Source organism: Microbacterium salitolerans, from assembly GCF_019720895.1.
Classification (GTDB): domain Bacteria; phylum Actinomycetota; class Actinomycetes; order Actinomycetales; family Microbacteriaceae; genus Microbacterium.
Window position 1 is genome coordinate 221370 of the sequence record NZ_JAHKSH010000001.1, and the last position, 24064, is coordinate 245433.

Consider the following 24064-nt stretch of genomic DNA (forward strand, 5'->3'; position numbering starts at 1 on the left):
CGCGTGCGTGCCGATTGCGACATACAGGCTGCCGGGGCCGGGCGCTCATGATGCGCGTGCATTCCGGCGGCGGCGGACGGAGCCCCGGGGGCGGAGCCTGATGCGCGTCGTCGCGATGCAGTCGGGTACCTCGGCCGACGGCATCGACGTCGCGACCGTCGAGGTCGGGGTGCGGGGGACGGCGCTCGACCTGCACCCCGTGCGCCTCGAGACGGTGCCGTGGGACCCGGCGGTCCGCGACGAGATCCTCGCCGCCGCGCACGGATCCCCGCGCGACGCGCTCGCGTGGACGCGCCTCGACACGGAGCTCGGCCAGGCCTTCGCCGACGCCGCCGCGGAGGCGGGACCGTGCGACGTCGTCGTGTCGCACGGTCAGACGATCCACCACTGGACCGAGGCCGGACGCACGCGCGGCACCCTCCAGCTCGGCGAGCCGAGCTGGATCGCCGAGCGCACGGGATCCCCCGTCGTGTCCCACGTGCGGAGCCAGGACGTCGCGGCCGGCGGCGACGGCGCCCCGCTCATGGGGGTGTTCGACCGGCTCTGGGCCGCGGGTCTCGGGCGCGATCGCGTCACGACCGTGAACCTCGGCGGCATAGCGAACGTCCAGATCGTCGCGCCCGAGGGCGTGACGGCCTTCGACACGGGCCCCGCGAACTGCCTCATCGACGATGTCGTGCAGCGCGCGACCGGCCGGGCGTGCGACATCGACGGCGCGCTCGCGACCGCGGGGTCGGTGGACGCGCGCACCTTGGAGACCCTGCTCGCGCACCCCTACCTCGCGCAGCTCCCGCCCAAGTCGACGGGACGCGAGACGTGGAACCTGGACGTCGTCGACCACGCGGCGCCCCCGTCGCTGCGGCTCGAGGACCTCGTCGCGACGCTGACCGCGTTCACGGCGGAGACCGTCGCGCGCGCCGTGACCGGCGACCTCGTCGTGCTCTCGGGCGGTGGCGTACGCAATCCGGCCCTCGTGCGGGCGCTGCGCGAGCGGATCCCCCAGGCCCGCGTCAGCGACGAGCTCGGCATCGATGCGGAGCACAAGGAGTCGCTCCTGTTCGCGACGCTCGGCGCCCTCGCGTGGTTCCGCGTGCCCGTGCGTCCGGGCCGCGCCCCCGCGCGCATCGCGGGACGCTTCACGCCGGGCCCGCGCGGCCTCGACCTCCCACCCGCGCTCCCGGCGATCGACGCGGTGCGCGTCGCGCCGTTCGGGTGACGCGTACGACCCTTCCGGACCGTGCGGAGGGCCACGGGCGTCACCTGAAGGGATCCGCTATCCCCGCCGCGTCCCCCAAGTGACGAGTACGACCCCTCTGGGCCGCCGGACGGGTCGCGGGCGTCACGCGAATGCCCCGGATCGGTCCGAGACAATGGACGCATGACGATCTCGTTCCGCGCCGCGCACGACGACATCCCCCTCTTCCGCCGGGCGGAGCTGCCCGACGGGGCGCGCGCCTGCTTCAACGAGCCCCACGTCCCGCCGCTCGAGGGGCTCGCCGAGGCGATCGCCGCCGAGATCCCGCATCTCAACGAGTACGGATCCCGCCTCGAGGGCGCGCTCGCGAACATCGCCCGGGCCCACCGCCGCGCGCCCGACGAGGTGCTGCTCGGATCCGGGAGCATGGATCTCATCCGAGCGCTCATCGGATCCGTCTGCGAACCCGGCGACGAGGTCGTCTTCAGCTGGCTGACGTTCGAGGGCTACGTCGGCGCGTGCCACGCGCACGCTGCGACGCCCGTGAAGGTCGCGACGATGTCCGACGGATCCCACGACGTCGACGCGCTGCTCGCCGCGATCACCGACCGCACCCGCGTCGTCCTGCTCGCGAGCCCCAACAACCCCTCCGGCCGCGCCCTCACGCGTGACCAGCTCGACCGCCTCCTCGCCGAGGTGCCGCCGCACGTCGTGCTCGCGCTCGACGAGGCGTACAGCGAGTTCAGCTCGAGCCCCCGTGCGGCCTACGCGGCCGACCTGTTCGGATCCGCGGATCCGAACCTCCCCGACAACGTCGTCGTCCTGCGCACGCTCTCGAAGGCCGCCGCCCTCGCGAGCCTGCGCGTCGGCTACGCCCTCGCGACGCCCGATGTCATCGACGGCCTCTCGAAGATGCGCACGCAGAACGGCGTCGACCGTCTCGCCGTCGCAGCCGCGGAGTTCTGCTTCACAGATCGTGGCCTCGAGCAGATCGAGGACCGCGCGTGGTGGATCAAGGCCGAGCGCCAGCGCATCGAGCGCACCCTCCGCGACCGCATGGAGCGCGCCGAGATCGACGACAGGCCCCACATCGACATCCCGCACTCCGACGGCAACTTCGTGTGGCTGCCCGTCGGCGAGCGTGCGGACGACCTGCGCCGCCACCTCGTCGACACCGCCGGCATCGTGCCCCGCGCCTACACCGGCGCCGGGGTGCGATACACGGTGATCGAGCCGGAGCACAACGACCGCTTCATCGACGCCGTCACGGAGTGGGCGACGGGGTGAGGCAGGCGCGGGTCAATCCCTGACCGCCTGCAGGTCGCCGAGGAGGGCGAGGATCCGCGCGTCCATCTCGACCTGCGTGAGCAGGATGCAGATCGTGCCGTCAGGGTCGACGAAGAAGTCGGTGCCGTATCCGCCCGACCAGCCGAATCGGCCGCGGTGCGGGCCCTCGGTCACGACCGAGGCGCCGAATCCCCATCCGGTGCTGGACCAGAACCCCGGGAAGAAGCTGTCGTCGGTCTTCGCCGCGGCGTCCACCTGATCTGTGCGGATCAGCTCGAGGGATGCGGGGGAGACGAGCTCGCCGTCGATGAGCGCGCGCAGGAACGCGTGGTAGTCGGCGAGCGTTGAGACGAGCTCGGAGTGGCTCTCATCGAACGGCGCGGGCCCGGTGTGGAACCCGCCGCCGGCCGGCTCGACCTCGGCGAAGAACCCCTCCTCCGTGCGACGGAAGGCCGGGAGCAGGCGGTGCGCCTCGGCGTCTGGAACGCGGAACCCCGTGTCGGGCATGCCGACCGGGTCGAGGACCTCGCGCCGCAGCACCTCGCGGGTGCTCGTCTCGGCGACGCGACTGAGCAGGATCCCGAGCAGCCCGAACGACAGGTGATAGCGCCACCCCTCGCCCGGCTGATGCGCGAGCGGCAGGGCGGAGAGCGCGTCGAGCCATTCCTGCGCGGGGAGATCGACGGGCTCGTTCGCGGGGTCGAGGCCGGCATCGCCCAGGGCGACCTGCAGCGGCGAATCGGCGACGATGATGCCGTACCCCGACTGGTTCGTCAGCACGTGGCGCAGCGTGATGGGCCGCGCGGCTGCCACGGTGTCGTCGAGCGGGGCCCGCGGATCCGCGAGCACGCGCCGGTCGGCGAGCTCCGGCATCCACGGATCCACCGGGTCGTCGAGCGCGATCGCGCCCTGCTCGACGAGCCTCAGCGCGGCGACGGCCGCGACGATCTTCGTCATCGACTGGATCCGTACGATCGCGTCAGAGCGCAGCGGCGCGCCGTCCGGCCCCGCGGCGCCGACGACGATCGGGCTCAGCTCTCGCCCGATCGACGCGACGGCGCCGGGCATCGTCCCCTCGGCGACATGGCGAGCGAGGAGGTGTTCGAGCGCGACGTCCATGCGGCCAGGGTAGGCAGGGAGCACCCCGTGCGAAAGCCCCGCTCGAATGCCGCAGATCGTCGTTCCTGGCGCCCTTATGGATCCATCTGCGGCATTCGAACGCTGGATCCCTGCTTGAATGCCCGAGGATGTTCTTCCCGAGGGACTCCGGATCCGTCTGCGGCAGAGGCGGCCGCGACGCTACACAGCGATGTGCCGAGCGGACCCGCTGATGCGTACGCCGGCATCACCGGAGGCGTCGACGTCGATCAGGCACGGCTGCCCCATGTCTGCGCCCTGCACCACGGTGAACCGGCCGCTGGCGGGGAGCAGGCCCTGGTCGCGGAGGAACCCGCCCAAAGCCCCGGCCGCGGCGCCCGTCGCGGGATCCTCGACGACACCGCCGATCGCGAAGGCGTTGCGCGAGTGTATGAGGTCGGGGCGCTCACGGAAGAGGAGGCTGACGGTGCCCCACCCGCGCAGTTCCATCAGCGACCGCAGCGCGGAGAAGTCGTAGTCGAGGTGTGCCAGGCGCTCGCGGGTGCCTGCCCAGAGGATCGGATGCCAGAGACCTGCGAACCCCATGCCGGCAGGAAGCTCGGGATCGAGGTCTGAACGACGCCACTGCAGGAGGTCGAGCAGGTCGTCGAGGTCGTCGAGTTCAGCTGACTCAGCAGGAACGGTCGTCAAGGAGGCCACGAGATCGTTGCCATGCCGCTCTACCGTGACCGGGATCACACCTGCCTTCGCGTGCAGGACGATGTCGCCAGGGCCATCTCGTTCGGCGAGCGCGATCGCCGAGGCGATCGTTGCGTGGCCGCAGAACGCCACCTCGGCGGCGGGCGAGAAGTATCGGACGGTGTACTCGCGGTCGCCGTCTTTCGCGGTCAGGAACGCCGTCTCCGAATATCCGACGTCCGCGGCGACGCCGAGCATCTCGTCTGCACTCATTCCCAAGGCGTCGAGGATCACACCGGCAGGGTTTCCTCCGCCGGTGGGTGTCGGGAAGGCAGCGAGTCGCAGGGTGCTCATCGGCTCAGCATATTGGAGGACGTGCGAACGAATGACTCCATCCGATGCCGGAGATCGTCGTCCACGGCATCATCCGCCGCAGCGGGCGCCGCCTCAGTCGGAGATGCCCAGGAGCTCGAGGGGGTGGGTGAGGCGCCACTTGAGACTGGGACGCGGGAGGTCCTCCGTCGCGACGAGGTCGATCTCGTCGCTGTCGAGGGCTCCGGCGATCGTGATGGTGCCGACCTCGTCGCCGGCGCTGTCGCCGAGGTCGATGTCGTACTCGGAGGTCACCTGGGCCTGCTCGCCGTTCCAGAGCGTCAGGGAGGCGGTGCCGTCGGCGATGACCTCGGTGCTCGCACCCCAGGGCGTCTGGACGCGGGCGATGACGGTGCCCTCGGACATGGCCTCGACCGGCTGCAGCGACTCGGAGACGGCGCCGAGCAGGCTGCGGCTGACGTCCTCCTGCGCGATGTCGTCCGGCTGGCCCATGACGGCGGCGTAGACGCGAGTCGGCTCGTCGTCACCGGTCTCGACGTCCATGGCCGTCGTGAGGTTGTAGCTCACGATGTTCCACTCATCGAGGTGACCGGTCTTGATGCCCACGACGCCGGTGTCGTCGATGAGCGGGTTGGAGTTCTCGACGAAGCCCGCCCCGGGGATCTCCGTGTCGGCTTTCGCGGCGATCTCGGCGACGACGGGGTGCTCGAGCGCGATCTCGGATACCTTCAGCATCGACGACGGCGTCGACTGGTTGTCGGGGCTGATGCCGGTCGCATCGACGACGAGTGTGTCGTCGATGCCGTGGGACTGCAGCCAGGAGAGCGCATCGGTGGTGAAGTCGTCGCGGTCGCCCTCCCAGAGCTCGTCGACGAGCTTGTTCACGTAGTTGCCGGCGGATCCCATGAGGATCCCCTCGAGCATCTGGTAGTAGGTGAGCGTGCCGCCGATGGGAACGTCGAGCGCCGACTCGTTGGCCCAGCGGAGCGCGTCGGCCTCGGTCTGGTCGAGGAAGCCGAACTCGTACTCCGGGCCCTGCTCGCCGAGCTCGAGGGGCTGGCGCTCGAGCAGCACCATGACGCTGATGACCTTCGTGAGGCTGGCCATCGGCGCGACGACCTCGGGGAACTCGTCCGTTGCGGACAGGAGCGGCTCGTCGACGCCGGCGATGGAGATGCCGGCCTGACCGGTCTCGGGCCAGGGCAGCTCGGCGACTGGCGCCGTGGGCGTGTCGATCTCGGCCTCGGCGATCGCGGGCGCGACGTGGGTGAGCGGCCACACCGAGAAGGCGACGACGTAGGCGACGGCGAGCACGATCGCCGTGATGATCGGAGCGAACACGGCTCCGATCCAGCGGCGGCGCTTCTGCGGAACGAGACCGGGGGCCGACTGGAGGTGCGGGGTCTGCCCCGGGCCGACGTTCTCGGCCGTGAGCCACGCGAGCGCGCGCTCGGTCTCGTTGCCCTCTTCGCGCGGCACGTACGCCGTCGTCACGGGCGAGGGCGGGGCGTCGGCAGCCGCCATCGCGTCCTCCTGGGGTGTCTCCGAGGAGGCGAGGGGCGACGCGACCGTCTCCGGAGCGTCGGCGGAATCCTGCTCGTCGGCCGGCGTGCGCGTGAGGGCGGCGGGTGCCGCCGCGTGCGCCACGGGCGTCGGCTCGGCGATGAGGGCCTCGTCGCTCGACGCGTCGTCGGCCTCGTCGGCGGCATCCGCGTCGGCGTCGGTCTCGTCGTCGGGCACGTTGGCCGAGGGCTGGATGATCGGGATCGTGCCGGCGGTCGCGACCGGTTCGGAGGGCGCGACGCGGCCGTCGGTGATCACGGGCAGCGACTGCGTCGCGGTGCCGAGGATCTGCTGCAGGTCCTGCTCGGGCGTCGCGCTCCGGCGGCGGAAGCCGCTGAACATCTCGGCGATGAGGCGCACCGAATCGGTCGGCGGCTGCGAGGAGTCGACGAAATCGGGCTGCGGATCCTCGTCGCGCGTCTCGTCGGATCCGTCGTCGCCGCGCGCCTGGTGCGGCATGTCGAACAGGCCCGTGATCGTCGGCACGGGCTCGGTCGTCGGCGCGGGCTCGGCCGGCGTCGCCTGCTCCGCTGCGGCGTCGTCGCCCGGTGCCTCGCGCGCGTCGAAGTCGTCGTCTGTCCCCACGCGGTCAACTTACCTGGTGGATCCGCCAGTTCCCCGCAGATCGGGCTCACGATCCGATGACATTGTCGAGTGGCGTGGGAGGGGCTGCGTGCCTATACTCCGTTGCGCAGAGGAGATCACCTCGCCTGCCGCATCGGATGATGCCGCAGCACCACGGGAGTCCGAGAAGCCGGGCTGAGAGGGCGCGAGCCGCGCGTCGACCGTCGAACCTGATCCGGATCATGCCGGCGCAGGAAGGGAGAAGCACATGTTCGCATCCGCGCGCACCGACGCCCGCTCGGCCGTCACGGGAGGGCGCAGCCTGCGGTGGCGCGTCGTCGACATCGTCGTGGCGAGCGTCGTCGCCGTCGCTTGCGCCGTGATCTTCCTCGTCTGGAACGTCGGCTACGAGATCCCCGGCAGCCTGCTCAGCGCCGTTCTGCCCGGACTCGGCGGGCTCATGATCGGTCCTTGGCTCCTCGCCGGCGTCCTCGGCGGCCTCATCGTGCGCAAGCCGGGCGCCGCGCTCTACACCGAGGTCGTCGCAGCCGTCATCTCCGCGCTCGTCGGCAATCAGTGGGCCGCGCTGACGATCGTCTCGGGCCTCGCCCAGGGCATCGGCGCCGAGCTCATCCTCGCGATCTTCCTCTACAAGCGCTTCGGGGTCGTCGTCGCGATGCTCGCGGGTGCGGCGGCGGGCCTCGGCGGCGGCATCAACGACCGGATCCTCTGGTACGCGGGCGCCGACGCCTCCTTCACCACCATCTACATCATCTCGACGACGATCTCCGGAGCGGTCATCGCGGGCCTCGGCGGCTGGCTCATCACGCGCGGGCTCGCCGCAACCGGCGCGCTGAACCGCTTCGCCGCGGGCAGATCCGCGTCGACGCGCGTGTGACCGGCGTTCCCGTCACGGCCCGCGGGTGGGGCTGGCGCTACGCCACCCGCCGCGCGTGGGCCGCGCGCGATCTCGACCTCGACGTCGCGGCCGGCGAGCGGATCCTGCTGACCGGGCTGTCCGGATCCGGCAAGTCCACGCTCCTGCACGCGCTCGCGGGCGTGCTCGGGGGAGACGACGAGGGCGAGCACGAGGGATCCCTGCGCGTCGATGGGTCCGCCCCGCACGCCGCGCGCGGACGCACGGGGCTCGTCCTGCAGGATCCGGACACGCAGGCCGTCATGGCGCGTGTCGGCGACGACGTCGCGTTCGGCTGCGAGAACCTCGGCGTTCCGCGGGACGAGATCTGGTCGCGGGTCCGTGAGGCGCTCGACCTGGTTGGACTCGACGTCGAGCTCGATCACCCGACATCGGCGCTGTCGGGCGGGCAGAAGCAGCGCCTCGCGCTCGCCGGCGCTCTCGCGATGCGTCCGGGGCTGCTGCTCCTCGACGAGCCGACCGCCAACCTCGACCCGCACGGGGTGATCGAGGTGCGCGACGCCGTGGCGCGCATCGCCGAGGCGACGGGCGCCACGCTCATCGTCGTCGAGCACCGCGCCGACGTGTGGCGGCAGGTGGTCAGCCGCGAGGTGCGGCTGGGCTCCGGCATTCCCCCCAACACAACGCAGTCACAAGCGGCGCCGGGTGAAGCGACACGCCGGGATGCGGTGGGCTCGGTGCCCGGATCGACTGCGTTGTGTTCTGGCGAGCCGCTGCTCGACGGCGGTGAGATCGAGGCCGGTCCCGAGCTGTCCGCGGGAGTCGGGGCGGGCTCGCCCGGCGTCCCCGTCGACACAACTCAGTCACAAGCGGCGCCGGGTGGGGCGACACGCCGGGATGCGGTGGGCTCGGTGCCCGGATCGACTGCGTTGTGTTCGGGGGAGCCGCTGCTCGAGGCCCGCGACCTGCTCGTCGGCCGGGTGAAGGGGCGGCCGGTCGCCGGGCCCATCGACCTCACGGTGCACGCGGGCGAAGTCGTGGGGATCACGGGCGCGAACGGCGCGGGAAAGTCGACCCTCGGGCGCACCCTCGCCGGACTGCTGCCCGCGGTGTCCGGACGCGTGGTCGCGGCGGACGCGCTGCGCGACGGGGCGAAGGCGGATCCGTTCCGCTGGTCGTCGCGTCAGCTGCTCACCCGGATCGGCACGGTCCTGCAGTCGCCCGACCACCAGCTGCTCGCATCGACCGTGCGCGCCGAACTCGAGGTGGGGCCGCGCGCTCTGAAGCTGCCCGCGGACGAGATCGACCGCCGCGCCACCGACCTCCTCGTGCGCCTCCGCCTCGACCACCTCGACCGTGCGAATCCCCACACCCTCTCGGGCGGGGAGAAGAGGCGCCTCACCGTCGCGGCGATGCTCGCGACGCGTCCCCGCGTGTGCGTCCTCGACGAGCCGACGTTCGGCCAGGATCCGCAGACCTGGCGCGAGATGGTCGACATCATCCGCGACCTGCGCCGCGACGGGATCGCGGTCGTCGCGATCACGCATGACCGCGAGCTGCTCGACGCCCTCGGCGCCCGCGAGGTCGTCCTCGAGAAGGCCGCGGCGTGATCCCGGCACAGGAGGCGGCCCGCGGTCCGCTCGCCCGCATCAATCCCGTCGCCAAGCTCGCGGCGGCGCTGCTGATCGCGCTGCCGCTCGTCGTGACGATCGACTGGGTGTCGGGTGTCACGGCCCTCGTCCTCGAGATCCCGCTGCTCGTGATGGCGGGGCTGCGCTGGCGCACGTTCTGGATCCGCACCCTCCCCGTCTGGATCGCCGCGCCGCTCACCGCCCTCACCATCGCGCTCTACGGCGCTCCGAGCGGCGAGACGCACTTCCAGTGGCTGCTCATGAACGTGACGGACGGATCCCTCGCGCTCGCGGCGGCGACGTTCTTCCGCGTGCTCGCGATCGCGCTGCCCGGCATCGTGCTGTTCGCGGGGGTCGACGCGACCGACCTCGCCGACGGCCTCGCGCAGCGGGCGAAGCTCCCCGCGCGGTTCGTGCTCGGCGCGCTCGGCGGCATGCGCCTCGTCGGGCTGCTCGTGACCGACTGGCGGGAGCTCGAGACCGCCCGTCGTGCGCGCGGCGTGGCCGACAGCGGGCGGCTCCGCCGGCTGGTCGGCATGGGCTTCGCGCTCGTCGTGCTGGCGATCCGCCGCGGATCCCACCTCGCGACGGCGATGGAGGCGCGGGCGTTCGGATCCGACCGCCCCCGCACGTGGGCGCGCGAGAGCCCGTGGGGCGGCCGCGAGTGGGCACTGTCGGCGGCGGGGCTCGCGATCAGCGCGACGGCCCTCGCCGTGACGACGGCGACGGGCCACCTCAACATCATCCTCGGGGGATAGGCACGGGCGGCCGACCCGGAGGTCGACCGCCCGTTCCGGCGCATCTGTCAGCCGAGCATCGGCCAGCCGAGCGGCTCGGCGAGGGTGTTCCAGCCCTGGTAGACGCCGAGCACGATGAAGATGAGCGCCGTGAATCCCAGCGCCATGTTCGTGTACCAGCGGTTGCGGTGCTCCTTCGGCACGCGGCTCGTGTTGAGCAGCGGGATGAGGGTGATGGCGAGGAACGGCATGAACAGCGATCCGAGGAACCCGTAGAGCAGCACGAGCAGGATCGGCTTGCCGAGCATGAGGAAGAGCATCGGCGGGAAGGTGAGCCAGATCAGGTACACCTTGAACCACTTGCCGCCGTTGCGGGAGTCGGGGTGGTCGGATCCCTTGCCCGTCACGTTGCCCATGAAGTCGGCGAACATGAGCGAGACGCCGTGCCAGACGCCGAGGACCGACGAGAGGCCGGCGGCCCAGAAGCCGATGAGGAACCAGACGCCGATGAAGTCGCCGTAGCGGTCGCGCAGCACGGAGTCGAGGTCGAGGAGACCTGCGTCTCCGCTCGACAGGGCGACGCCCGCGGCGCGCACGACCTCGGCGCCGACGATGAGCATCGAGATGACGAAGATGCCCGTCACGATGTACGCCGTCATGTTGTCGATGCGCATCACCTTGAGGAACCGGGGCTTGTCCCAGCCCTTCTCGCGCAGCCAGTAGCCGTAGGCCGCGAGCGTGATCGTGCCGCCGACGCCGCCCGCGAGTGCGAGCGTCGTGAACAGACCGCCCTCGGGGATGATCGGCACGAGTCCGGTGATCGTGTCGAGGAAGTTCGGCGCCGCGATCACCGCGAGGGCGACGATCGTGAGGAACATGAGGCCGACGAGCGCGGCGGTGATCTTCTCGAACACCGAGTAGCGGTTGAACCACACGAGCACGAACGCGAGGAGGCCCGTGAGGATCGCCCACGGCCAGATCTCGCTGAGGATCGGCACGCCGTCGAACAGCGCTGCGATGGGCATGGCTGTCGAGCTCATCGCGCTCGCGGCGTAGATGAAGCCCCAGATGACGATGTACGGCGCGAAGTAGTAGACGGGCCACTTCCCGAGGGAGCGCCAGCCCTCGAAGATCGTCTTGCCGGTCACCACCGTGTAGCGTCCGGCGCCCTCGACGAGGATGATCTTGAGGATCACGCCGAGCACGATGGCCCAGAGCAGCATGTATCCGTAGGTGGATCCGGCGACGAGCGTCGCGACCATGTCGGCGGATCCGACACCCGTCGCGGCGACGACGAGCCCCGGGCCGATGAGCTTCCATTTGGGGGCGACGTCAGACGGTGCGGCCACGACAACCTCCTCGTTGTGAGAGTGGGGGAGCGCCCGCCTCGAGCGAGGCGCGCGGCGGGAAGGGACAGCCGAGAACTCTACTCGTGCGCGTGACGACGTGTTTTCGACCGGCGTCGACTTTATCGCGAGATCGCGCGCCGCCATCGCGCACCCGTCGCGGACGGCCATAGGGTGTGCGCACACTGTGCATGCAAAGGAGCGTGTGATGTCCGATGACCGACGCGCAGGCGAACACGCCTCGCTCAACGCCCCACTCCCCACGACCAATACCGAAGTGCAGGCGAAATCGAAGGGAGAGCGCGCACCCGGCGTCTCTCCGCGAACGAACGGGATCCGCTGGGGCGGACTCGCGGGCGGCCTCGTCCTCGCGATCCTGCTCTGGGTGATCATGCCCGCCGACGTCCCCCACGACGCGCGCCTGACCGCGGCCATCGCGGGGCTCATGGCCGTGTGGTGGATGACCGAGGCGCTGCCGATCCCGGCGACGGCGCTCGTGCCGCTTGTCGCGTTCCCGATCTTCGCGCAGGGCACCGAGGAGGCACCCGTCACGGTGTCGTCGGTCGGCGCGAGCTACGGCGCCGACACGATCTTCCTGTTCATGGGCGGCTTCCTCATCGCCCTAGCGATGCAGCGCTGGAACCTCCATCGCCGCATCGCCCTGCTCGTGCTCCTCATGATGGGCGAGCGCACGGGAGCCCTCATCGGCGGCTTCATGATCGCGACCGGCTTCCTCTCGATGTGGATCTCGAACACTGCGACGGCCGTCCTCATGCTGCCGATCGGCCTCTCGGTGCTCCTCCTCGTCACGGAGGCGATGGAGCAGAACGGCGTCATCGCGAAGGGCTCGGGCGTCGCCGGTGCGCTGCAGACGCGGTTCGGCGCCGCGCTCATGCTCGGCATCGCCTACTCGGCGTCGATCGGATCCCTCGGCACGATCATCGGTACGCCGCCGAACGCCTTCCTCGCGGGCTACCTCGAACAGGAGCACGGCATCCAGCTGGGCTTCGGCGAGTGGATGCTGGTCGGCGTGCCGCTGTCGATCGTCATGATGGTGCTCACGTGGCTGCTGCTCGTGAAGGTGCTGTTCCGTCCCGAGGTGCCGCGGATCCCCGGCGGCCGCTCGCTGATCCGCGAGGAGATCGCGAAGCTCGGGCCGGTGTCGACGGGCGAGAAGCTCGTGCTCACGATCTTCGTGCTCGCGGCGGCGAGCTGGATCATCATCCCGACGGCATTCGACCCCGCCCCGATCTCGGACGCCGGCATCGCGCTGGTCGCGGGTCTGCTGCTCTTCCTGATCCCCGCGGGCGCCCAGCGCGGCGTGCGCCTGCTGGACTGGGAGTCGGCGGTCAAGCTGCCGTGGGGCGTCCTGCTCCTGTTCGGCGGCGGGCTCGCGCTCGCCGGCCAGTTCTCGGGATCCGGTCTCACGGCGTGGATCGGCGAGGTCTCCGCGGGGCTGGGCGGGCTTCCGGTCGTCACCATCGTCCTGGTGCTCGCGGCGGGGACGATCTTCCTCACCGAGATCACGTCGAACACGGCGACGGCGGCGACCTTCATCCCGCTCGTCGGTGGCGTCGCGCTCGGGATCGGGCTGGATCCGATGCTGCTCGCGATCCCCGTGGCGCTCGCCGCGACGTGCGCGTTCATGCTGCCCGTCGCGACGCCGCCGAACGCCGTCGTCTACGGCACCGGCTACGTCACGATCGGGCAGATGGTGCGCGGCGGCGTGCTGCTCAACGCGATCGGCATCATCCTCATCACGCTCGTCTCGATGACGACGGCCGTCTGGGTGTTCGGCATCGCGTACTGATCCTCCGGCGCCGGTCGCGGGCTCGTCGCCCGCGACCGGCCGCCGTCAGCCGAGCGTGACGCAGGCGCGTGTGCCGACGTGGGCGAAGCGATCCTCGAGCGCCGCGCGCAGGTCGGCCGGCTCGCAGAACGTCGCGAAGGCGTTCATCATGTCGTCGGTGATGATCGACCCCATCGTGTCCCACTCGCCGCGCCGGCTGGCGGCGTGCAGCGCATCGGCCGCGTCCTCCCAGCCGTGCAGCGCGAGGACGGGGCGGTACGACGGAGTGGATCCGTAGAACGCGATCTGCGAGCGCACGGCCTTCTCCATCTCCGCGCGCTCCTGCGCGCTTCGGCCCGTGACGACGAACGGCGTGAGGATGACGTCGGTCGCGGCGCGGTCGGTGCGCGCCCGCCCCTCGGCGAGTGCGGGGAGGCTCACCTCGGTGAGGTAGTCGGGCGTCGTGAAGGCGTGCGCGATGAAGCCGTCGGCGGCCTCGCCCGCGAGCTTCGTCATTGCGGGGCCGACGGCCGCGAGCCAGATGTCGGGCGCGCCGTGCGGGTTCGGCCCGGGGCTGAACATCGGCGTCATGAGCGTGTGCCGGTAGTGCTCGCCGCGCACGTTGAGCCGCTCGCCCGTCTCCCACGAGTGCCAGATGGCGCGCACGGCGGCGATGAACTCGCGCATGCGCGGCGCGGGAGCGGACCACGGCATCGAGAACCGCTTCTCGATGTGCGGCTGCACCTGCGACCCGAGGCCGAGCGAGAACCGCCCCTCGGAGGCGAGCTGCACGTCGTTGGCCGACTGGGCGACGGTCATGGGGTTGCGGGCGAAGGCGACCGCGATGGACGTGGCCGTGTGGATCCGCTCCGTCGCGGATCCCGCCAGGGCGCACGCCATCAGCGGATCGTGGGCGAGCTCCGGCACCTGGATCCCATCGAAGCCCTCGCGCTCGGCGCGGGCGGCGGTGGCGAGAACGGCGGACGGGGCGGCGTCGCGGATTCCGAGGTCGATCTGCATGAGGAACAGTGTGACGAACCGGCGCCCGGCGCGCGCGGACGTTGTCGAGCGGTCACAACGACCCTGACGGGCAGAACTGCCCATGGTGTGGATTCGGACGCGCGCACAGCGGCGGATAAGTTGGACCCCGGTGAGAGGGGGAGCTCGCCGCACCGGACAACTCTGACTCCTCCGCGATCTCGGAGGATCCTATGACCACCCAGCGCATCGCCCGCGTCTCTGCCGCTCTCGCCGTCATCGCCCTGATCCCGGCGGGCCTTGCGGCCTGCTCGGGCGGTCAGAGTGTCGAAGAGGCCTGCGGCACGATCGAGGGCGAGCTCACGTCGGCCGGCGAGGAGCTGCAGTCGGCGCTCACCGACATGATGTCCGGCGAGGGCGAGAACCCGATGCCGCAGATGAGCGAGGCGCTCGCCGCCGCGGGCGACGACGTCACCAACGAGGAGGTCAAGGAGGTCTACGGCACCTTCGTCACGAGCTTCGACGAGCTCCTCCCGTTCTTCGAGGAGTTCGAGAACGTCGACATGGAGGACCCCGAGTCCCTCCAGAAGCTCCAGGAGATGTCCGCCGACGTGCAGACGAAGGCCACCGACCTCGAGAAGGCCGGCGCCGACGTGCAGGAGCTCTGCGGCTTCAGCGCGAGCTGACGACACCGCGCACACGACAGCGGCGGCCGAGATCCCTCCCGGCCGCCGCTGTCGTGTAGGGGCGCGCTACGCCAGGCTGTGCTCCGCGTCGAGGCGGGCGATCTCGGCCTCGAACGAAGAGCGGAGCGCGGCGCGCTCCGAGGCGGGGAGCCACGAAGCGTCGACGCCGCGCAGCGCCATCGCCGTGAGCTCCGCGTGCGAGGAGCCGTTCTGGTCGCGCATGATGGCGTACTCGTTCGCGAGCGACGTCGGGAACATCCCCGGGTCGTCCGAGCAGGGCGTGAGCGCCAGGCCCTGCGCGAGCATCGCGCGGATCGACGCGCGGCGCCACGGGCGCCATGAGCGGCGCGAGGTCGTGGATCCGACCGTGAAGACGACGCCGCGCTCGCGCACCTCGTCGACGACGCGGGGATCCTCGAGCACGTAGTAGCCGTGGTCGATGCGGTCGCAGCCGAGCTCGTCCAGGCAGGTGATCGTGTTCTGCGCGCTCGGCACGTGCTCCGACGAGTGCGCCGTGCGACCGAGCCCCGCCTCGCCCGCGAGCCGGTAGGCGTCGACGAAGCGCTCGGGCGGCCCCGCGGTCTCGAGGTTGTCGAGCCCGATCCCCGCGAGGTACTCATGGGGCGTGTCGACCACCTGGCGCACCTGCTCGAGCGCGTGCTCGCCCGAGAGCGAGCGGTCGATGCCCTTGATCATGCGACCCGTCATGCCGAAGTCGCGCTCGGCCTGCCGGATCCCCTCGGCGTACGCCTCCATCGCGCCGGCGAGGCCGAGGTGCGACAGGTGCGCGGGGACGTCGTCGAAGAACAGCTCGAGGTGGCGGGTGCCGCTCGCGTGCGCGCCCTCGAACGCCTCATAGACGATGCGGGTGAGGTCGTCGGCCGAGCGCAGCGACTCGACGACCCACTTCGAGGCCTGGAAGAGCGAGTACGACACGTCCGGCTCGCCGGGTGCGCGGCCCTGGGGGACGGGGATCGCCGTGTCCGCGTAGAGCCCAGGGTCGGGCGGGAGCGAGTTGATGTCGCGCCAGATCGCCTCCGGCTCGTCCGGCAGGTCGAGCTTCTCGCGGCGGGCGAGCTCGGCGAACGTCGAGGCCCGAACGGTGCCGATGAGGTGGCAGTGCAGGTCGACCTTCGGGAGCGCGGCGAGCCACGCATCGGGGACGGGGTCGGCCGCGGGGCCCTCGGGGCGCGCGATCGGGCTCTGCAGGGTCGCCTCGGCGCCCGTCACTGAGCCGTCACCTCGCGGGCGAAGCGCTCGACCCACTCATTCCGCGTGGGGACGAGCTCGGCCGGGTCGAGCGTCGCGTAGCCGGCGGCCACGGGATCCGCGGCGATGTCGCCGACCGCGTCCGTGATGGCGGCGGGGATCTCGGCCTCGGGATTGACGGGCAGGTCGCCGACGAGCTCGGCGGAGGCCGACTGCGCCTCGACGCTCAGCAGGTAGTCGATGAACTGGTGCGCCTCGTCGACGTGCGCGGCGCCGGCGGGGATCATCGCGCGGTTCGTCGCCATGAACGCGCCGGACTCCGGGGGCGTCCACGCGACGGGCTCGCCGGCGGCGATCAGGTCGGTCGCGAAGGCGCTGATGGTGTCGGCCGCCACGATCTCGCCCTGGACGAGGAGGTTCGTGACCTCGGTCGACGAGCTGTAGAACTGCAGCATGTTCGGCGCCCACTCGCCCATCGTCGAGAACGCCGTGTCGACGTCGTACGGGCCGGATCCGAAGGTGTCCGCGACGCCGCTGATCGTCAGCTGGCCCGCGGTGATCGAGATGTCGGGGAGCGCGAGGTCGCCCGCGAGGTCCTCGTTCGCCCACAGATCCCAGCTCGCCGCCTCCTCGGCGGAGAGCTCGTCGGTGCGGTACAGCGTGCCGTTGAGCTGGTAGCTGTAGGCGGGGCCGGCGTAGGCCTCTTCCTTGGCGAAGTCGGCGATCTCCGCGAGCGCGGGGACCTGGTCGGGGTCCACCGGCTGGAACAGCTCCTTCTCCTGCGCGAGCGCCGCGTAGTAGTCGCTGATGAGCATGACGTCGACGCCCGGATCCTCGCCGCCCGTGAGCTCGAGCTGCGAGACGCGGTCGGCGTTCGAGCCGGTCGCGATCTCGACCTCGATGCCGGTCGCCTCGGTGAACGGATCGATGACCGCCTCCTGCATCTGCTCGACGCCGAACGGGAAGGTGCTGACGACGAGGGCGTCCGGGTCGGCGTCGCCGCCACCGGCCGTGCAGCCGGTCAGGGCGAGGGCGCCGACAGCGGCGGAGGAGGTGAGCGCGAGAACGCGCCGGCGGGTGCGCTGCATGGAGCAGTCCTTTCGTGGGCGTGCGGGGAGGGTCATTCGTCGAGTGCGACGAGACGTGAGGCGGGAGCGGAGACCGTGACGGTGTCGCCCGCCGAGACGTGCGGAGCACCGTCGGCGCGCACGTTCGAGAGGACGCGCGTCTCGCCCTTCTCATCGCGCGTGACGACGCTGACGAGCAGGTCGACGCCGCGGTAGGCGACGTCCGTGACGACGCCGCTCAGCGCGAGGCCGTCGTGCGGGGCGGATCCGGGCGCGACGTCCACGTGCTCGGGACGCACGGCGACGAGGCCGTCGGGCGTGTGGAGGAAGTTCTCGTAGCCCATGAAGTCGGCGACGAAGCGGTTGCGCGGGGACCCGAAGACCTCGGTGGGCGACCCCTGCTGCATGATCTGTCCCTGGCGCATGAGCACCATCTCGTCGCTCATCTCGAGCGCCTCGTCCTGGTCGTGCGTGACGAGGACGACGGTCAGCCCGGTCTCGTGCTGGATCCGACGGATCTCCGCGCGCATCTGCACGCGGAGCCGCGCGTCGAGGTTGCTGAGCGGCTCGTCGAGGAGCAGGAGCTTCGGCTGGATCGCGATCGCGCGGGCGAGCGCGACGCGCTGCTGCTGTCCGCCGGAGAGGGCGCGTGGCTTGCGGGCGCCGAGGTGACCGAGGCCGACGAGCTCGAGGCACTCGGCGACGCGCGCGCGTCGCTCCCGTCCCGCCACTCCGCGCAGCTTGAGGCCGTAGCCGACGTTGTCGGCGACCGTCATGTGCGGGAACAGCGCGTACGACTGGAACACCATGCCGAGTCCGCGCTTCTCAGGCGGTGTGCGCGTGCTGTCGACGCCGTCGATGAACACGCGACCCGACGTGGGGCGGGTGTATCCCGCCAGCATGCGCAGCGACGTCGTCTTGCCGCATCCGCTCGGACCGAGCAGGGTCGTGAGCTTGCCCTGCGGAATGGACAGGTCGATGGCGTCGACGGCGGTGAAGTCGCCGAACACCTGACTGACCTGCTGGAACTGTGCTGCGGCGGTCATCGGCTGATTCCTCCGAAGATCTTGGCGAACCCGACGGTGCGCTCGGCGATGATGGCGATCACGACGGTGACGGCGAGGATGAGGGCCGATGTCGCCGCGACCATGGGGTCGTAGCTCTGCTGCACGTAGTCGAGCATCGTGATCGGCAGGGTCTGGGTGTCGCGGCTCTGCAGCAGCAGCGACAGGGGCACGTTGTTGAACGACGTGATGAAGCTGAGCAGCGCGGCCGAGAAGATGCCGGGCCGCAGCAGCGGCAGCGTGATGGTCCAGAACGTGCGCATCGGCGAGGCGCCGAGCCCGCGCGCGGCCTCCTCGAGGGCGGAGTCCGAGTTCGCGAGGGCCGCGCCCGTCACCCGCACCGCGTAGGGCAGCAGGAGCGCCGTGTGCCCGATGAGCAGCACGGGCCAGTTGTCGATGCGCAGGGCGACGATCAGCTGCTGGAACAGGGCGAGGCCGACGACGAGCTCGGGGACGATGAGCGGCGACAGGAACAGCGCCTCGACGACGCCCTTGCCGGGCAGCTTCCCCCGGTGGATCGCGAGCGTCACCGGCACGCCGACGAGCAGCGCGAGCGCCGTCGCGAGCAGCGCGATCTCGGCGCTCGTCGCGAGCGCGCTCAGGAAGGGCGAGTAGGTGAGCGCTTCGCCGAACCACCGCAGCGAGAAGCCCTCCGGCGGGAACTTGAGGGTGTCGCCCGTCGTGAACGCCGTCGCGACGACGAACAGGATCGGGACGATCATGATGATGTAGCCCGCGACGGCGAGGGTCGCGGCCACGGGGTGTCGGTTCTTCACTCGGTCGCCCCCTTCCGCCCGACGGCCGCGGAGATGCCGGACACCGCGAAGACGAGGATCGTCATGATGAGCGCGGTCGCGCTTGCGCTGGCCCAGTCGAGCGTCGCGGTCGAGTACGAGTAGAGCTGCGTCGAGAGCATGCGGTTCGTGGATCCGCCCAGGAGGTAGGGCGTCGTGTACGCCGTGACGGATCCCGCGAACACCAGGGTCGACGCGACGACGATGCCCGGGAGCGACAGGGGGAAGACGATGTCCCAGAACGTGCGCGTGCGGCCGGCGCCGAGCCCGCGTGCGGCATCGTCGAGGCCCCCATCGACCTGCGAGACCGCCGAATAGCAGGTGACGATGGCGAGCGGCAGGAACAGCTGCGTGAGGCCGAGGATGATCGCGAGGGGCGTGTACAGCAGCTGCGGGGCCTCGTCGACGACGCCGAGCCACACGAGCAGCTGACCGAGGGCGCCGTTCGATCCGAGCACGACGAGCCACCCGAAGGTGCGCACGACGTTGCTCAGGAGCAGGGGGAAGATCGCGAGGGCGAGGAGGATCCCCGCCCAGCGGGATCCCGTGCGGGCGAGCATGTACGAGATCGGGAATCCGAGTGCGACGCAGATGACCGTGACGACGACGCCGTACAGCACGGTGCGCCCGATGATCGCGAGGTCGTAGGGATCCGTGAGCATTTCGCCGAAGCGCACGAAGATGTCGGAGGTGTCGGTGCCGGGCGGCGCGAAGAGCATCGCGAGCGACGGCACGAGGAAGCCGATCAGAAGGAACGCGAGTCCAGGCAGCAGCAGGAGCACGGGGGAGAGGCGTGACCGCATGCAGGGTTCTCCGGGGAAGAGGGTCAGAATGTAACCGGTTGCATCTACGGTAAACGTGTCCGGCCCGAAAGTGCGAATTCTTCATGTAAAAATTGCGTGACGAGGATCTTGGATCCGGTTTCAGAACGACCGCAGGCCGCACCAGATCGAGAGGAATGGCGATGGCAACGCTCGCCGATGTCGCGGCGCTCGCCGGCGTCTCGAAGGCGACGGCGTCGCGCGTCTTCTCGCGCCCCGACGTCGTGACGGCCGCGACCGCACGCCGCGTGAACGAGGCGGCGGTCAAGCTCGGCTTCGTGGCGAACCGCGCCGCCCGCCAGCTCGCCGGCGGCCGCACGGGCGTCATCGCGCTCACCGTTCCCACGCTCGCGAACTCCTTCTTCACGCCCGTCATCGCGGGCGCGCAGGCGCGCGCCGACGCGGCCGCCATGCAGCTCACCGTCGTCGTGCATCCGCTCGAGCACGGCGACGAGCTCGCGCCCTTCGCGCGGCTCGCGAAGCAGGTCGACGGCATGATCGTCGTCGCGCCGCGTGGCTCCGACGATCTCGTCGAGGCCGCGACCGGCACGCGTCCGACCGTGCTCGTCGACCGCGAGATCGCCTCGCTCGACAGCGTGCGCGTCGAGACCCCGGAGGCCTTCGGGGTCATGACCGCTCGCCTCATCGAGGCCGGCCATCGTCGCCTCGTCTACGTCGGCGGTCCCGCAGGATCCTGGCAGGACCGCCTGCGCGAGAAGCGCGTGCGTGCGGCGGCGGAGCGCACGGGCGCGCATCTCGAGGTCGTCTCGCCCTACGAGTCGACGTTCGCCGCCGGCGTCCGCGCGGCCGACGCGGTGCGTGCCTGCCGCCCCGACGCCGTCATCCCGTACGCGACCGACATCGGGCTCGGGGTGCAGTACGCCATGATGGCGGCCGGCGACGACCTTCCCGTCGTCACGAGCGAGAGCGACGTCGTCGCGGCGCTCGGGTCCTCGGCGCCCGCCATCGACGTCGACGGCGAAGAGCTGGGGCGGGAAGCGGTCGCCCGCCTGCTCGCCCGCATCGCGGATCCCGACCTCCCGGTCGCGCACCGCACGCTCGCGGTGCGCGTCGCCTTCGCCTGAGGCGCGGCGGGGCGGCGGCGGGTTTCGCCCGTCGGCCAGCGGATTCGCACCTCGTCGCCCTACCCTGGTGAGCATGACGGACACCCCCTCGCGCCCCCAGTCGACGGCCGGCCCCGTGCGCCAGGTCAAGCCGAAGGCGGAGGGGTGGACCCAGCGCAAGGACGCCGAGGGGCGTCCGCTGCTGCAGTTCGCGAGCCCGAAGCGCGGCCAGCCGCCCGTGCACCTCGCTGACCTCACGCCCGAGGAGCGCGTCGCGAAGGCGAAGGAGGTCGGGCTGCCCGGGTTCCGCGCGAAGCAGCTCGCGAAGCACTACTTCGACCACTACACGCGCGATCCCGAGAAGATGACGGATCTGCCGAAGGAGGGGCGCGCAGAGCTGGTCGCCGGCATGCTGCCGAACCTGCTCACGGAGGTGCGTCGCCTGCAGACCGACGGCGGCGACACGATCAAGTTCCTGTGGAAGCTGCACGATGGCGCGCTCGTCGAGTCGGTGCTCATGCGCTACCCCGGCCGGATCACGCTGTGCGTGAGCTCGCAGGCCGGCTGCGGCATGAACTGCCCCTTCTGCGCGACGGGGCAGAACGGCCTGACGCGCAACATGTCCGCGGCCGAGATCGTCGACCAGGTCGTGCGCGCCAACGAACTCATCGCGCTCGGCGAGCTCGGCGGCAAGAAGGCCGACGACAACAGCGCCGAGCGCGTCAGCAACATCGTCTTCATGGGAATGGGCGAGCCGCTCGCCAACTACAAGCGCGTCATGCAGGCCGTGCGCACGATGGTCGACAAGAAGCAGGGGCTCGGCATGAGCGCCCGCGGCATCACGATCTCGACCGTCGGGCTCGCCCCCGCGATCCGCAAGCTCACCGACGAGGACATCCCCGTCACGTTCGCGCTGTCGCTGCACGCGCCCGACGACGAGCTGCGCGACGAGATGATCCCCGTCAACTCGCGCTGGAAGGTCGACGAGGTCCTCGACGCGGCCCGCGCCTACTTCGACAGGACCAAGCGCCGCGTCTCGATCGAGTACGCGCTCATCCGCGACATGAACGACCACCCGTGGCGGGCCGATCTCCTCGCCGACAAGCTCCTCGCACGCGGTCGGGGCTGGGTGCACGTCAACCCGATCCCGCTCAACCCGACCCCCGGATCCGTGTGGGACGCCTCGACGAAGGCCGCGCAGCTCGAATTCGTGCGGATCCTCAACGATCGCGGGATCCCCACGACGATCCGCGACACGAGGGGCAAGGAGATCGACGGCGCCTGCGGGCAGCTCGTCGTGACCGAGGAGGACGAGCGCGCCGGCGCGAGCGCGTAGGTCTGCGCCGCGGGCGCGTTCCCGAGTGCGGACACGCCCTTTCGCGACGTGCGCGGGGCGGTTGCGCACTCGGGCAGGCGTGGTCGTTGTGCGTGCGGGACGGGAGCACTCGGACGGCCCGAGCGTTAGCGTGGGTCCGTGACCGCCAGCGCTCTCCCCGCCCCGTTCGACCGCGCCGCCCCCGTGTGGGCCGCTCCCATGGCCGGCGGGCCGACGACGCCCGAGCTCGTCATCGCGGCGGCTCGGGCGGGATACGTCGCGCAGCTCGCCGCCGGCTATCAGACCGCCGAGGCGATGGTCGACGACGTGCGCCGTGTGCGCGAGGCGGGCGTCGACCTGTTCGGCGTCAACCTCTTCGTGCCGAACACCCACACGATCTCGCCCGTCGCGCACGCGGCGTACGCGCGGTCGCTCGGCATCGACGACCCGGCGGATCCGCGCGAGGACGACGACGACTGGCCCGCGAAGATCGCGCGCCTCGTCGCGGATCCCGTTCCCCTCGTCAGCTTCACGTTCGGGCTCCCCGACGCCGCCGACATCGCGGCTCTGCGCGGAGCGGGGACGACGACGGCGCAGACGGTCACGGGCCTCGATGAGGCGCGTGCGGCCGAGGCCGCGGGGGTCGACCTCGTCGTCGTCCAGGGCGTCGCGGCCGGTGGGCACTCCGGCATCTGGTCCGCCGACGCGCTCCCCGCCGAGCGCCCGCTGCCCGAGCTCGTCGCGGAGATCGCGGCCGCGGTGACCCTGCCGATCGTCGCGGCGGGCGGCATCGTCTCGCCGTCCGACGTCGCCGACGTGCTCGCGGCGGGGGCGCGGGCCGCGTCCGTCGGGACCGCGCTGCTGCGCGCGACCGAGAGCGGGGCGTCGCCGACCCACCGCGCGGCGCTCGCGGATCCGCGGTTCGACGACACGACGCTGACCCGCGCCTTCACGGGCCGGTACGCGCGCGCCCTCGTCAACGCGTTCGTCGACGCGCACGATGCGGAGGCGCCGAGCGGATATCCCGCGATCCACTTCCTCACGAAGCCGCTGCGCGCGGAGGCTTCTGCTGCGGGCGACGCCGAGCACCTCCACCTCTGGGCCGGCCGCGGATGGCGGGCGTGCCGAGAGGCGCCCGCCGCGGAGATCCTCGCGTCGCTCGTCCCATGAGCTGAGCGCGGGCGCATCGGGGCGTCGTCGCTCCCGGTCTCGCCGCATGAGCACGGCAATCCGTGGCGTGGGGGTCGCTGCGTGGCCTGGGCCAGGGGGCGTCGACGTGCCCTAGATCTGCACGGGTCCGCCGCCACTGTCACACGCGGCGCCCGAGCGGTGTCGTATGGGCAGGAGGGGCAGAACCGCCCCGAAATCGCGAAGGAGATCGCCATGCCCAGTCGCTTCCTCATCCCCCGGGCCCGTATCGCGGGGCCGTACGGCGCATTTCTCAGGTTCATCGTGACGCGCATGTGGGGGAAGGTCCCCGACAACGCCTACATCCTGTGGCACAACCGGCGCGTCCTCAACAGCACGCTCGGCCTGGAGCGCAGCGCCGCGAAGTGGAACCAGCTCGATCCGCAGCTCGCGTCGTACGCCGAGATGGCGTCGGCGGGATCCATCGGGTGCAGCTGGTGCCTCGATTTCGGCTACTTCCTCGCCCACAACGAGGGCCTCGATCTCGCCAAGGTGCGCGAGGTGCCTCGGTGGCGTGAAAGCGACGTGTTCACGCCGCTCGAGCGCGACGTGCTGGAGTACGCCGAGGCGATGACGGACACCCCGCCCGCCGTGCCCGACGCGCTGTCGGCGCGACTGCTCGAGGCGCTCGGCGCCCCCGCGATGGTCGAGCTGACGCAGCGCGTGGCGCTCGAGAACATGCGCTCGCGATTCAATGCGGCCGCGGGCCTCGAGAGCCAGGGCTACTCCGACGTGTGCGAGCTCCCCCTCGCCACGAGCTCCGCCGCCGCGTAGCGTCGC

Annotated in this window: 21 protein-coding genes and 1 riboswitch; of the genes, 11 read left to right on the top strand and 10 right to left on the bottom strand. The window is 71.2% G+C overall.

The window, feature by feature from the left end; all coding sequences use genetic code 11:
- Window positions 1-100: 100 nt before the first annotated feature.
- Complete coding sequence (locus tag KOL93_RS01030; protein ID WP_221583448.1) at window positions 101-1216, top strand: anhydro-N-acetylmuramic acid kinase; 1116 nt, start codon at window positions 101-103, stop codon at window positions 1214-1216.
- 162 nt (window positions 1217-1378) lie between these two features.
- Complete coding sequence (locus KOL93_RS01035) at window positions 1379-2482, top strand: aminotransferase class I/II-fold pyridoxal phosphate-dependent enzyme (RefSeq protein WP_221583449.1); 1104 nt, start codon at window positions 1379-1381, stop codon at window positions 2480-2482.
- A gap of 12 nt (window positions 2483-2494) precedes the next feature.
- Here the strand turns inward: KOL93_RS01035 and KOL93_RS01040 are convergent, their stop codons facing one another.
- The 3 genes from KOL93_RS01040 to KOL93_RS01050 form a co-directional block, all read right to left on the bottom strand.
- Window positions 2495-3601: a serine hydrolase domain-containing protein gene (locus KOL93_RS01040; RefSeq protein WP_221583450.1), complete on the bottom strand. Its 1107-nt coding sequence runs from the start codon at window positions 3599-3601 to the stop codon at window positions 2495-2497.
- 180 nt (window positions 3602-3781) lie between these two features.
- Window positions 3782-4612 carry a PhzF family phenazine biosynthesis protein gene (locus tag KOL93_RS01045; RefSeq protein ID WP_221583451.1) on the bottom strand — a complete coding sequence of 277 codons (831 nt, stop codon included), beginning with the start codon at window positions 4610-4612 and terminating at the stop codon, window positions 3782-3784.
- A 93-nt stretch (window positions 4613-4705) separates the two neighbouring features.
- Entirely contained in the window at window positions 4706-6739 is a 2034-nt protein-coding gene (locus KOL93_RS01050; protein ID WP_221583452.1) for a D-alanyl-D-alanine carboxypeptidase family protein, read from the bottom strand.
- Window positions 6740-6882: 143 nt separating this feature from the next.
- Window positions 6883-6993: riboswitch (TPP riboswitch) on the top strand.
- Here KOL93_RS01050 and KOL93_RS01055 point away from each other — a divergent pair.
- The 3 genes from KOL93_RS01055 (at window position 6987) to KOL93_RS01065 (ending at window position 9984) form a co-directional block, all read left to right on the top strand.
- On the top strand, window positions 6987-7616 hold the full coding sequence (locus KOL93_RS01055) for an ECF transporter S component (RefSeq protein WP_221583453.1): 630 nt from the start codon (window positions 6987-6989) through the stop codon (window positions 7614-7616). Its footprint overlaps the riboswitch before it by 7 nt.
- Window positions 7613-9205 (top strand): ABC transporter ATP-binding protein, encoded by a 1593-nt coding sequence (locus KOL93_RS01060; RefSeq protein ID WP_308291498.1) that lies wholly within the window; start codon window positions 7613-7615, stop codon window positions 9203-9205. Before KOL93_RS01055 ends, KOL93_RS01060 begins: the two co-directional genes overlap by 4 nt.
- On the top strand, window positions 9202-9984 hold the full coding sequence (locus KOL93_RS01065) for an energy-coupling factor transporter transmembrane component T family protein (RefSeq protein WP_221583454.1): 783 nt from the start codon (window positions 9202-9204) through the stop codon (window positions 9982-9984). The genes KOL93_RS01060 and KOL93_RS01065 overlap by 4 nt, the downstream gene beginning before the upstream one ends.
- A gap of 47 nt (window positions 9985-10031) precedes the next feature.
- Here KOL93_RS01065 and KOL93_RS01070 read toward each other — a convergent pair whose 3' ends face one another.
- On the bottom strand, window positions 10032-11312 hold the full coding sequence (locus KOL93_RS01070; protein ID WP_308291499.1) for an Nramp family divalent metal transporter: 1281 nt from the start codon (window positions 11310-11312) through the stop codon (window positions 10032-10034).
- Between the two features lie 205 nt (window positions 11313-11517).
- Here KOL93_RS01070 and KOL93_RS01075 point away from each other — a divergent pair, with 205 nt between their 5' ends.
- Window positions 11518-13119, top strand: coding sequence for an SLC13 family permease (locus KOL93_RS01075; RefSeq protein ID WP_221583455.1), 1602 nt, complete (start codon window positions 11518-11520; stop codon window positions 13117-13119).
- Window positions 13120-13164: 45 nt separating this feature from the next.
- On the opposite strand, the gene KOL93_RS01080 is transcribed toward KOL93_RS01075, so the two are convergent.
- On the bottom strand, window positions 13165-14118 hold the full coding sequence (locus KOL93_RS01080; protein WP_221583456.1) for a TIGR03617 family F420-dependent LLM class oxidoreductase: 954 nt from the start codon (window positions 14116-14118) through the stop codon (window positions 13165-13167).
- A gap of 191 nt (window positions 14119-14309) precedes the next feature.
- On the opposite strand from KOL93_RS01080, the gene KOL93_RS01085 reads away from it, so the two are divergent.
- The gene (locus KOL93_RS01085; protein ID WP_221583457.1) at window positions 14310-14762 is read left to right on the top strand and encodes a hypothetical protein; all 453 of its coding nucleotides are present in this window, start codon (window positions 14310-14312) and stop codon (window positions 14760-14762) included.
- Window positions 14763-14828: 66 nt separating this feature from the next.
- Here KOL93_RS01085 and KOL93_RS01090 read toward each other — a convergent pair whose 3' ends face one another.
- Genes KOL93_RS01090 through KOL93_RS01110 form a run of 5 tightly spaced genes read right to left on the bottom strand, consistent with a single transcriptional unit; the run spans window position 14829 to window position 19699 of the window.
- On the bottom strand, window positions 14829-15992 hold the full coding sequence (locus KOL93_RS01090; RefSeq protein ID WP_308291500.1) for an adenosine deaminase family protein: 1164 nt from the start codon (window positions 15990-15992) through the stop codon (window positions 14829-14831).
- Window positions 15989-17059 carry an ABC transporter substrate-binding protein gene (locus tag KOL93_RS01095; protein WP_221583458.1) on the bottom strand — a complete coding sequence of 357 codons (1071 nt, stop codon included), beginning with the start codon at window positions 17057-17059 and terminating at the stop codon, window positions 15989-15991. The genes KOL93_RS01090 and KOL93_RS01095 overlap by 4 nt, the downstream gene beginning before the upstream one ends.
- A 32-nt stretch (window positions 17060-17091) precedes the next feature.
- Window positions 17092-18084 (bottom strand): ABC transporter ATP-binding protein, encoded by a 993-nt coding sequence (locus tag KOL93_RS01100; RefSeq protein ID WP_221583459.1) that lies wholly within the window; start codon window positions 18082-18084, stop codon window positions 17092-17094.
- Window positions 18081-18878: an ABC transporter permease gene (locus tag KOL93_RS01105; protein ID WP_308291501.1), complete on the bottom strand. Its 798-nt coding sequence runs from the start codon at window positions 18876-18878 to the stop codon at window positions 18081-18083. The genes KOL93_RS01100 and KOL93_RS01105 overlap by 4 nt, the downstream gene beginning before the upstream one ends.
- A complete protein-coding gene (locus tag KOL93_RS01110; RefSeq protein ID WP_221583460.1) occupies window positions 18875-19699 on the bottom strand; it encodes an ABC transporter permease in 825 nt (274 codons plus the stop codon). Before KOL93_RS01110 ends, KOL93_RS01105 begins: the two co-directional genes overlap by 4 nt.
- Window positions 19700-19860: 161 nt before the next feature.
- Here KOL93_RS01110 and KOL93_RS01115 point away from each other — a divergent pair, with 161 nt between their 5' ends.
- From KOL93_RS01115 to KOL93_RS01130, 4 genes are all read left to right on the top strand, one after another.
- Window positions 19861-20802, top strand: coding sequence for a LacI family DNA-binding transcriptional regulator (locus tag KOL93_RS01115; protein WP_221583461.1), 942 nt, complete (start codon window positions 19861-19863; stop codon window positions 20800-20802).
- 73 nt (window positions 20803-20875) lie between these two features.
- Window positions 20876-22117, top strand: a complete 1242-nt coding sequence (gene rlmN / locus KOL93_RS01120) for a dual-specificity RNA methyltransferase RlmN (protein ID WP_221583462.1) — start codon at window positions 20876-20878, stop codon at window positions 22115-22117.
- A 138-nt stretch (window positions 22118-22255) separates the two neighbouring features.
- Window positions 22256-23266 (top strand): NAD(P)H-dependent flavin oxidoreductase, encoded by a 1011-nt coding sequence (locus KOL93_RS01125; protein ID WP_308291502.1) that lies wholly within the window; start codon window positions 22256-22258, stop codon window positions 23264-23266.
- A 213-nt stretch (window positions 23267-23479) separates the two neighbouring features.
- Window positions 23480-24058, top strand: coding sequence for a carboxymuconolactone decarboxylase family protein (locus tag KOL93_RS01130; RefSeq protein WP_221583463.1), 579 nt, complete (start codon window positions 23480-23482; stop codon window positions 24056-24058).
- Window positions 24059-24064: the final 6 nt, after the last annotated feature.

Excerpts from the sequence above, each read along its gene's own strand:
- KOL93_RS01115 (WP_221583461.1), top strand. The coding sequence starts at position 19,861 with ATGGCAACGCTCGCCGATGTCGCGGCGCTCGCCGGCGTCTCGAAGGCG.
- KOL93_RS01045 (WP_221583451.1), bottom strand. The coding sequence starts at position 4,612 with ATGAGCACCCTGCGACTCGCTGCCTTCCCGACACCCACCGGCGGAGGA.
- KOL93_RS01040 (WP_221583450.1), bottom strand. The coding sequence starts at position 3,601 with ATGGACGTCGCGCTCGAACACCTCCTCGCTCGCCATGTCGCCGAGGGG.
- KOL93_RS01100 (WP_221583459.1), bottom strand. The coding sequence starts at position 18,084 with ATGACCGCCGCAGCACAGTTCCAGCAGGTCAGTCAGGTGTTCGGCGAC.
- KOL93_RS01075 (WP_221583455.1), top strand. The coding sequence starts at position 11,518 with ATGTCCGATGACCGACGCGCAGGCGAACACGCCTCGCTCAACGCCCCA.
- KOL93_RS01055 (WP_221583453.1), top strand. The coding sequence starts at position 6,987 with ATGTTCGCATCCGCGCGCACCGACGCCCGCTCGGCCGTCACGGGAGGG.
- KOL93_RS01035 (WP_221583449.1), top strand. The coding sequence starts at position 1,379 with ATGACGATCTCGTTCCGCGCCGCGCACGACGACATCCCCCTCTTCCGC.
- KOL93_RS01095 (WP_221583458.1), bottom strand. The coding sequence starts at position 17,059 with ATGCAGCGCACCCGCCGGCGCGTTCTCGCGCTCACCTCCTCCGCCGCT.
- KOL93_RS01085 (WP_221583457.1), top strand. The coding sequence starts at position 14,310 with ATGACCACCCAGCGCATCGCCCGCGTCTCTGCCGCTCTCGCCGTCATC.
- KOL93_RS01030 (WP_221583448.1), top strand. The coding sequence starts at position 101 with ATGCGCGTCGTCGCGATGCAGTCGGGTACCTCGGCCGACGGCATCGAC.
- rlmN (WP_221583462.1), top strand. The coding sequence starts at position 20,876 with ATGACGGACACCCCCTCGCGCCCCCAGTCGACGGCCGGCCCCGTGCGC.
- KOL93_RS01110 (WP_221583460.1), bottom strand. The coding sequence starts at position 19,699 with ATGCGGTCACGCCTCTCCCCCGTGCTCCTGCTGCTGCCTGGACTCGCG.
- KOL93_RS01130 (WP_221583463.1), top strand. The coding sequence starts at position 23,480 with ATGCCCAGTCGCTTCCTCATCCCCCGGGCCCGTATCGCGGGGCCGTAC.
- KOL93_RS01080 (WP_221583456.1), bottom strand. The coding sequence starts at position 14,118 with ATGCAGATCGACCTCGGAATCCGCGACGCCGCCCCGTCCGCCGTTCTC.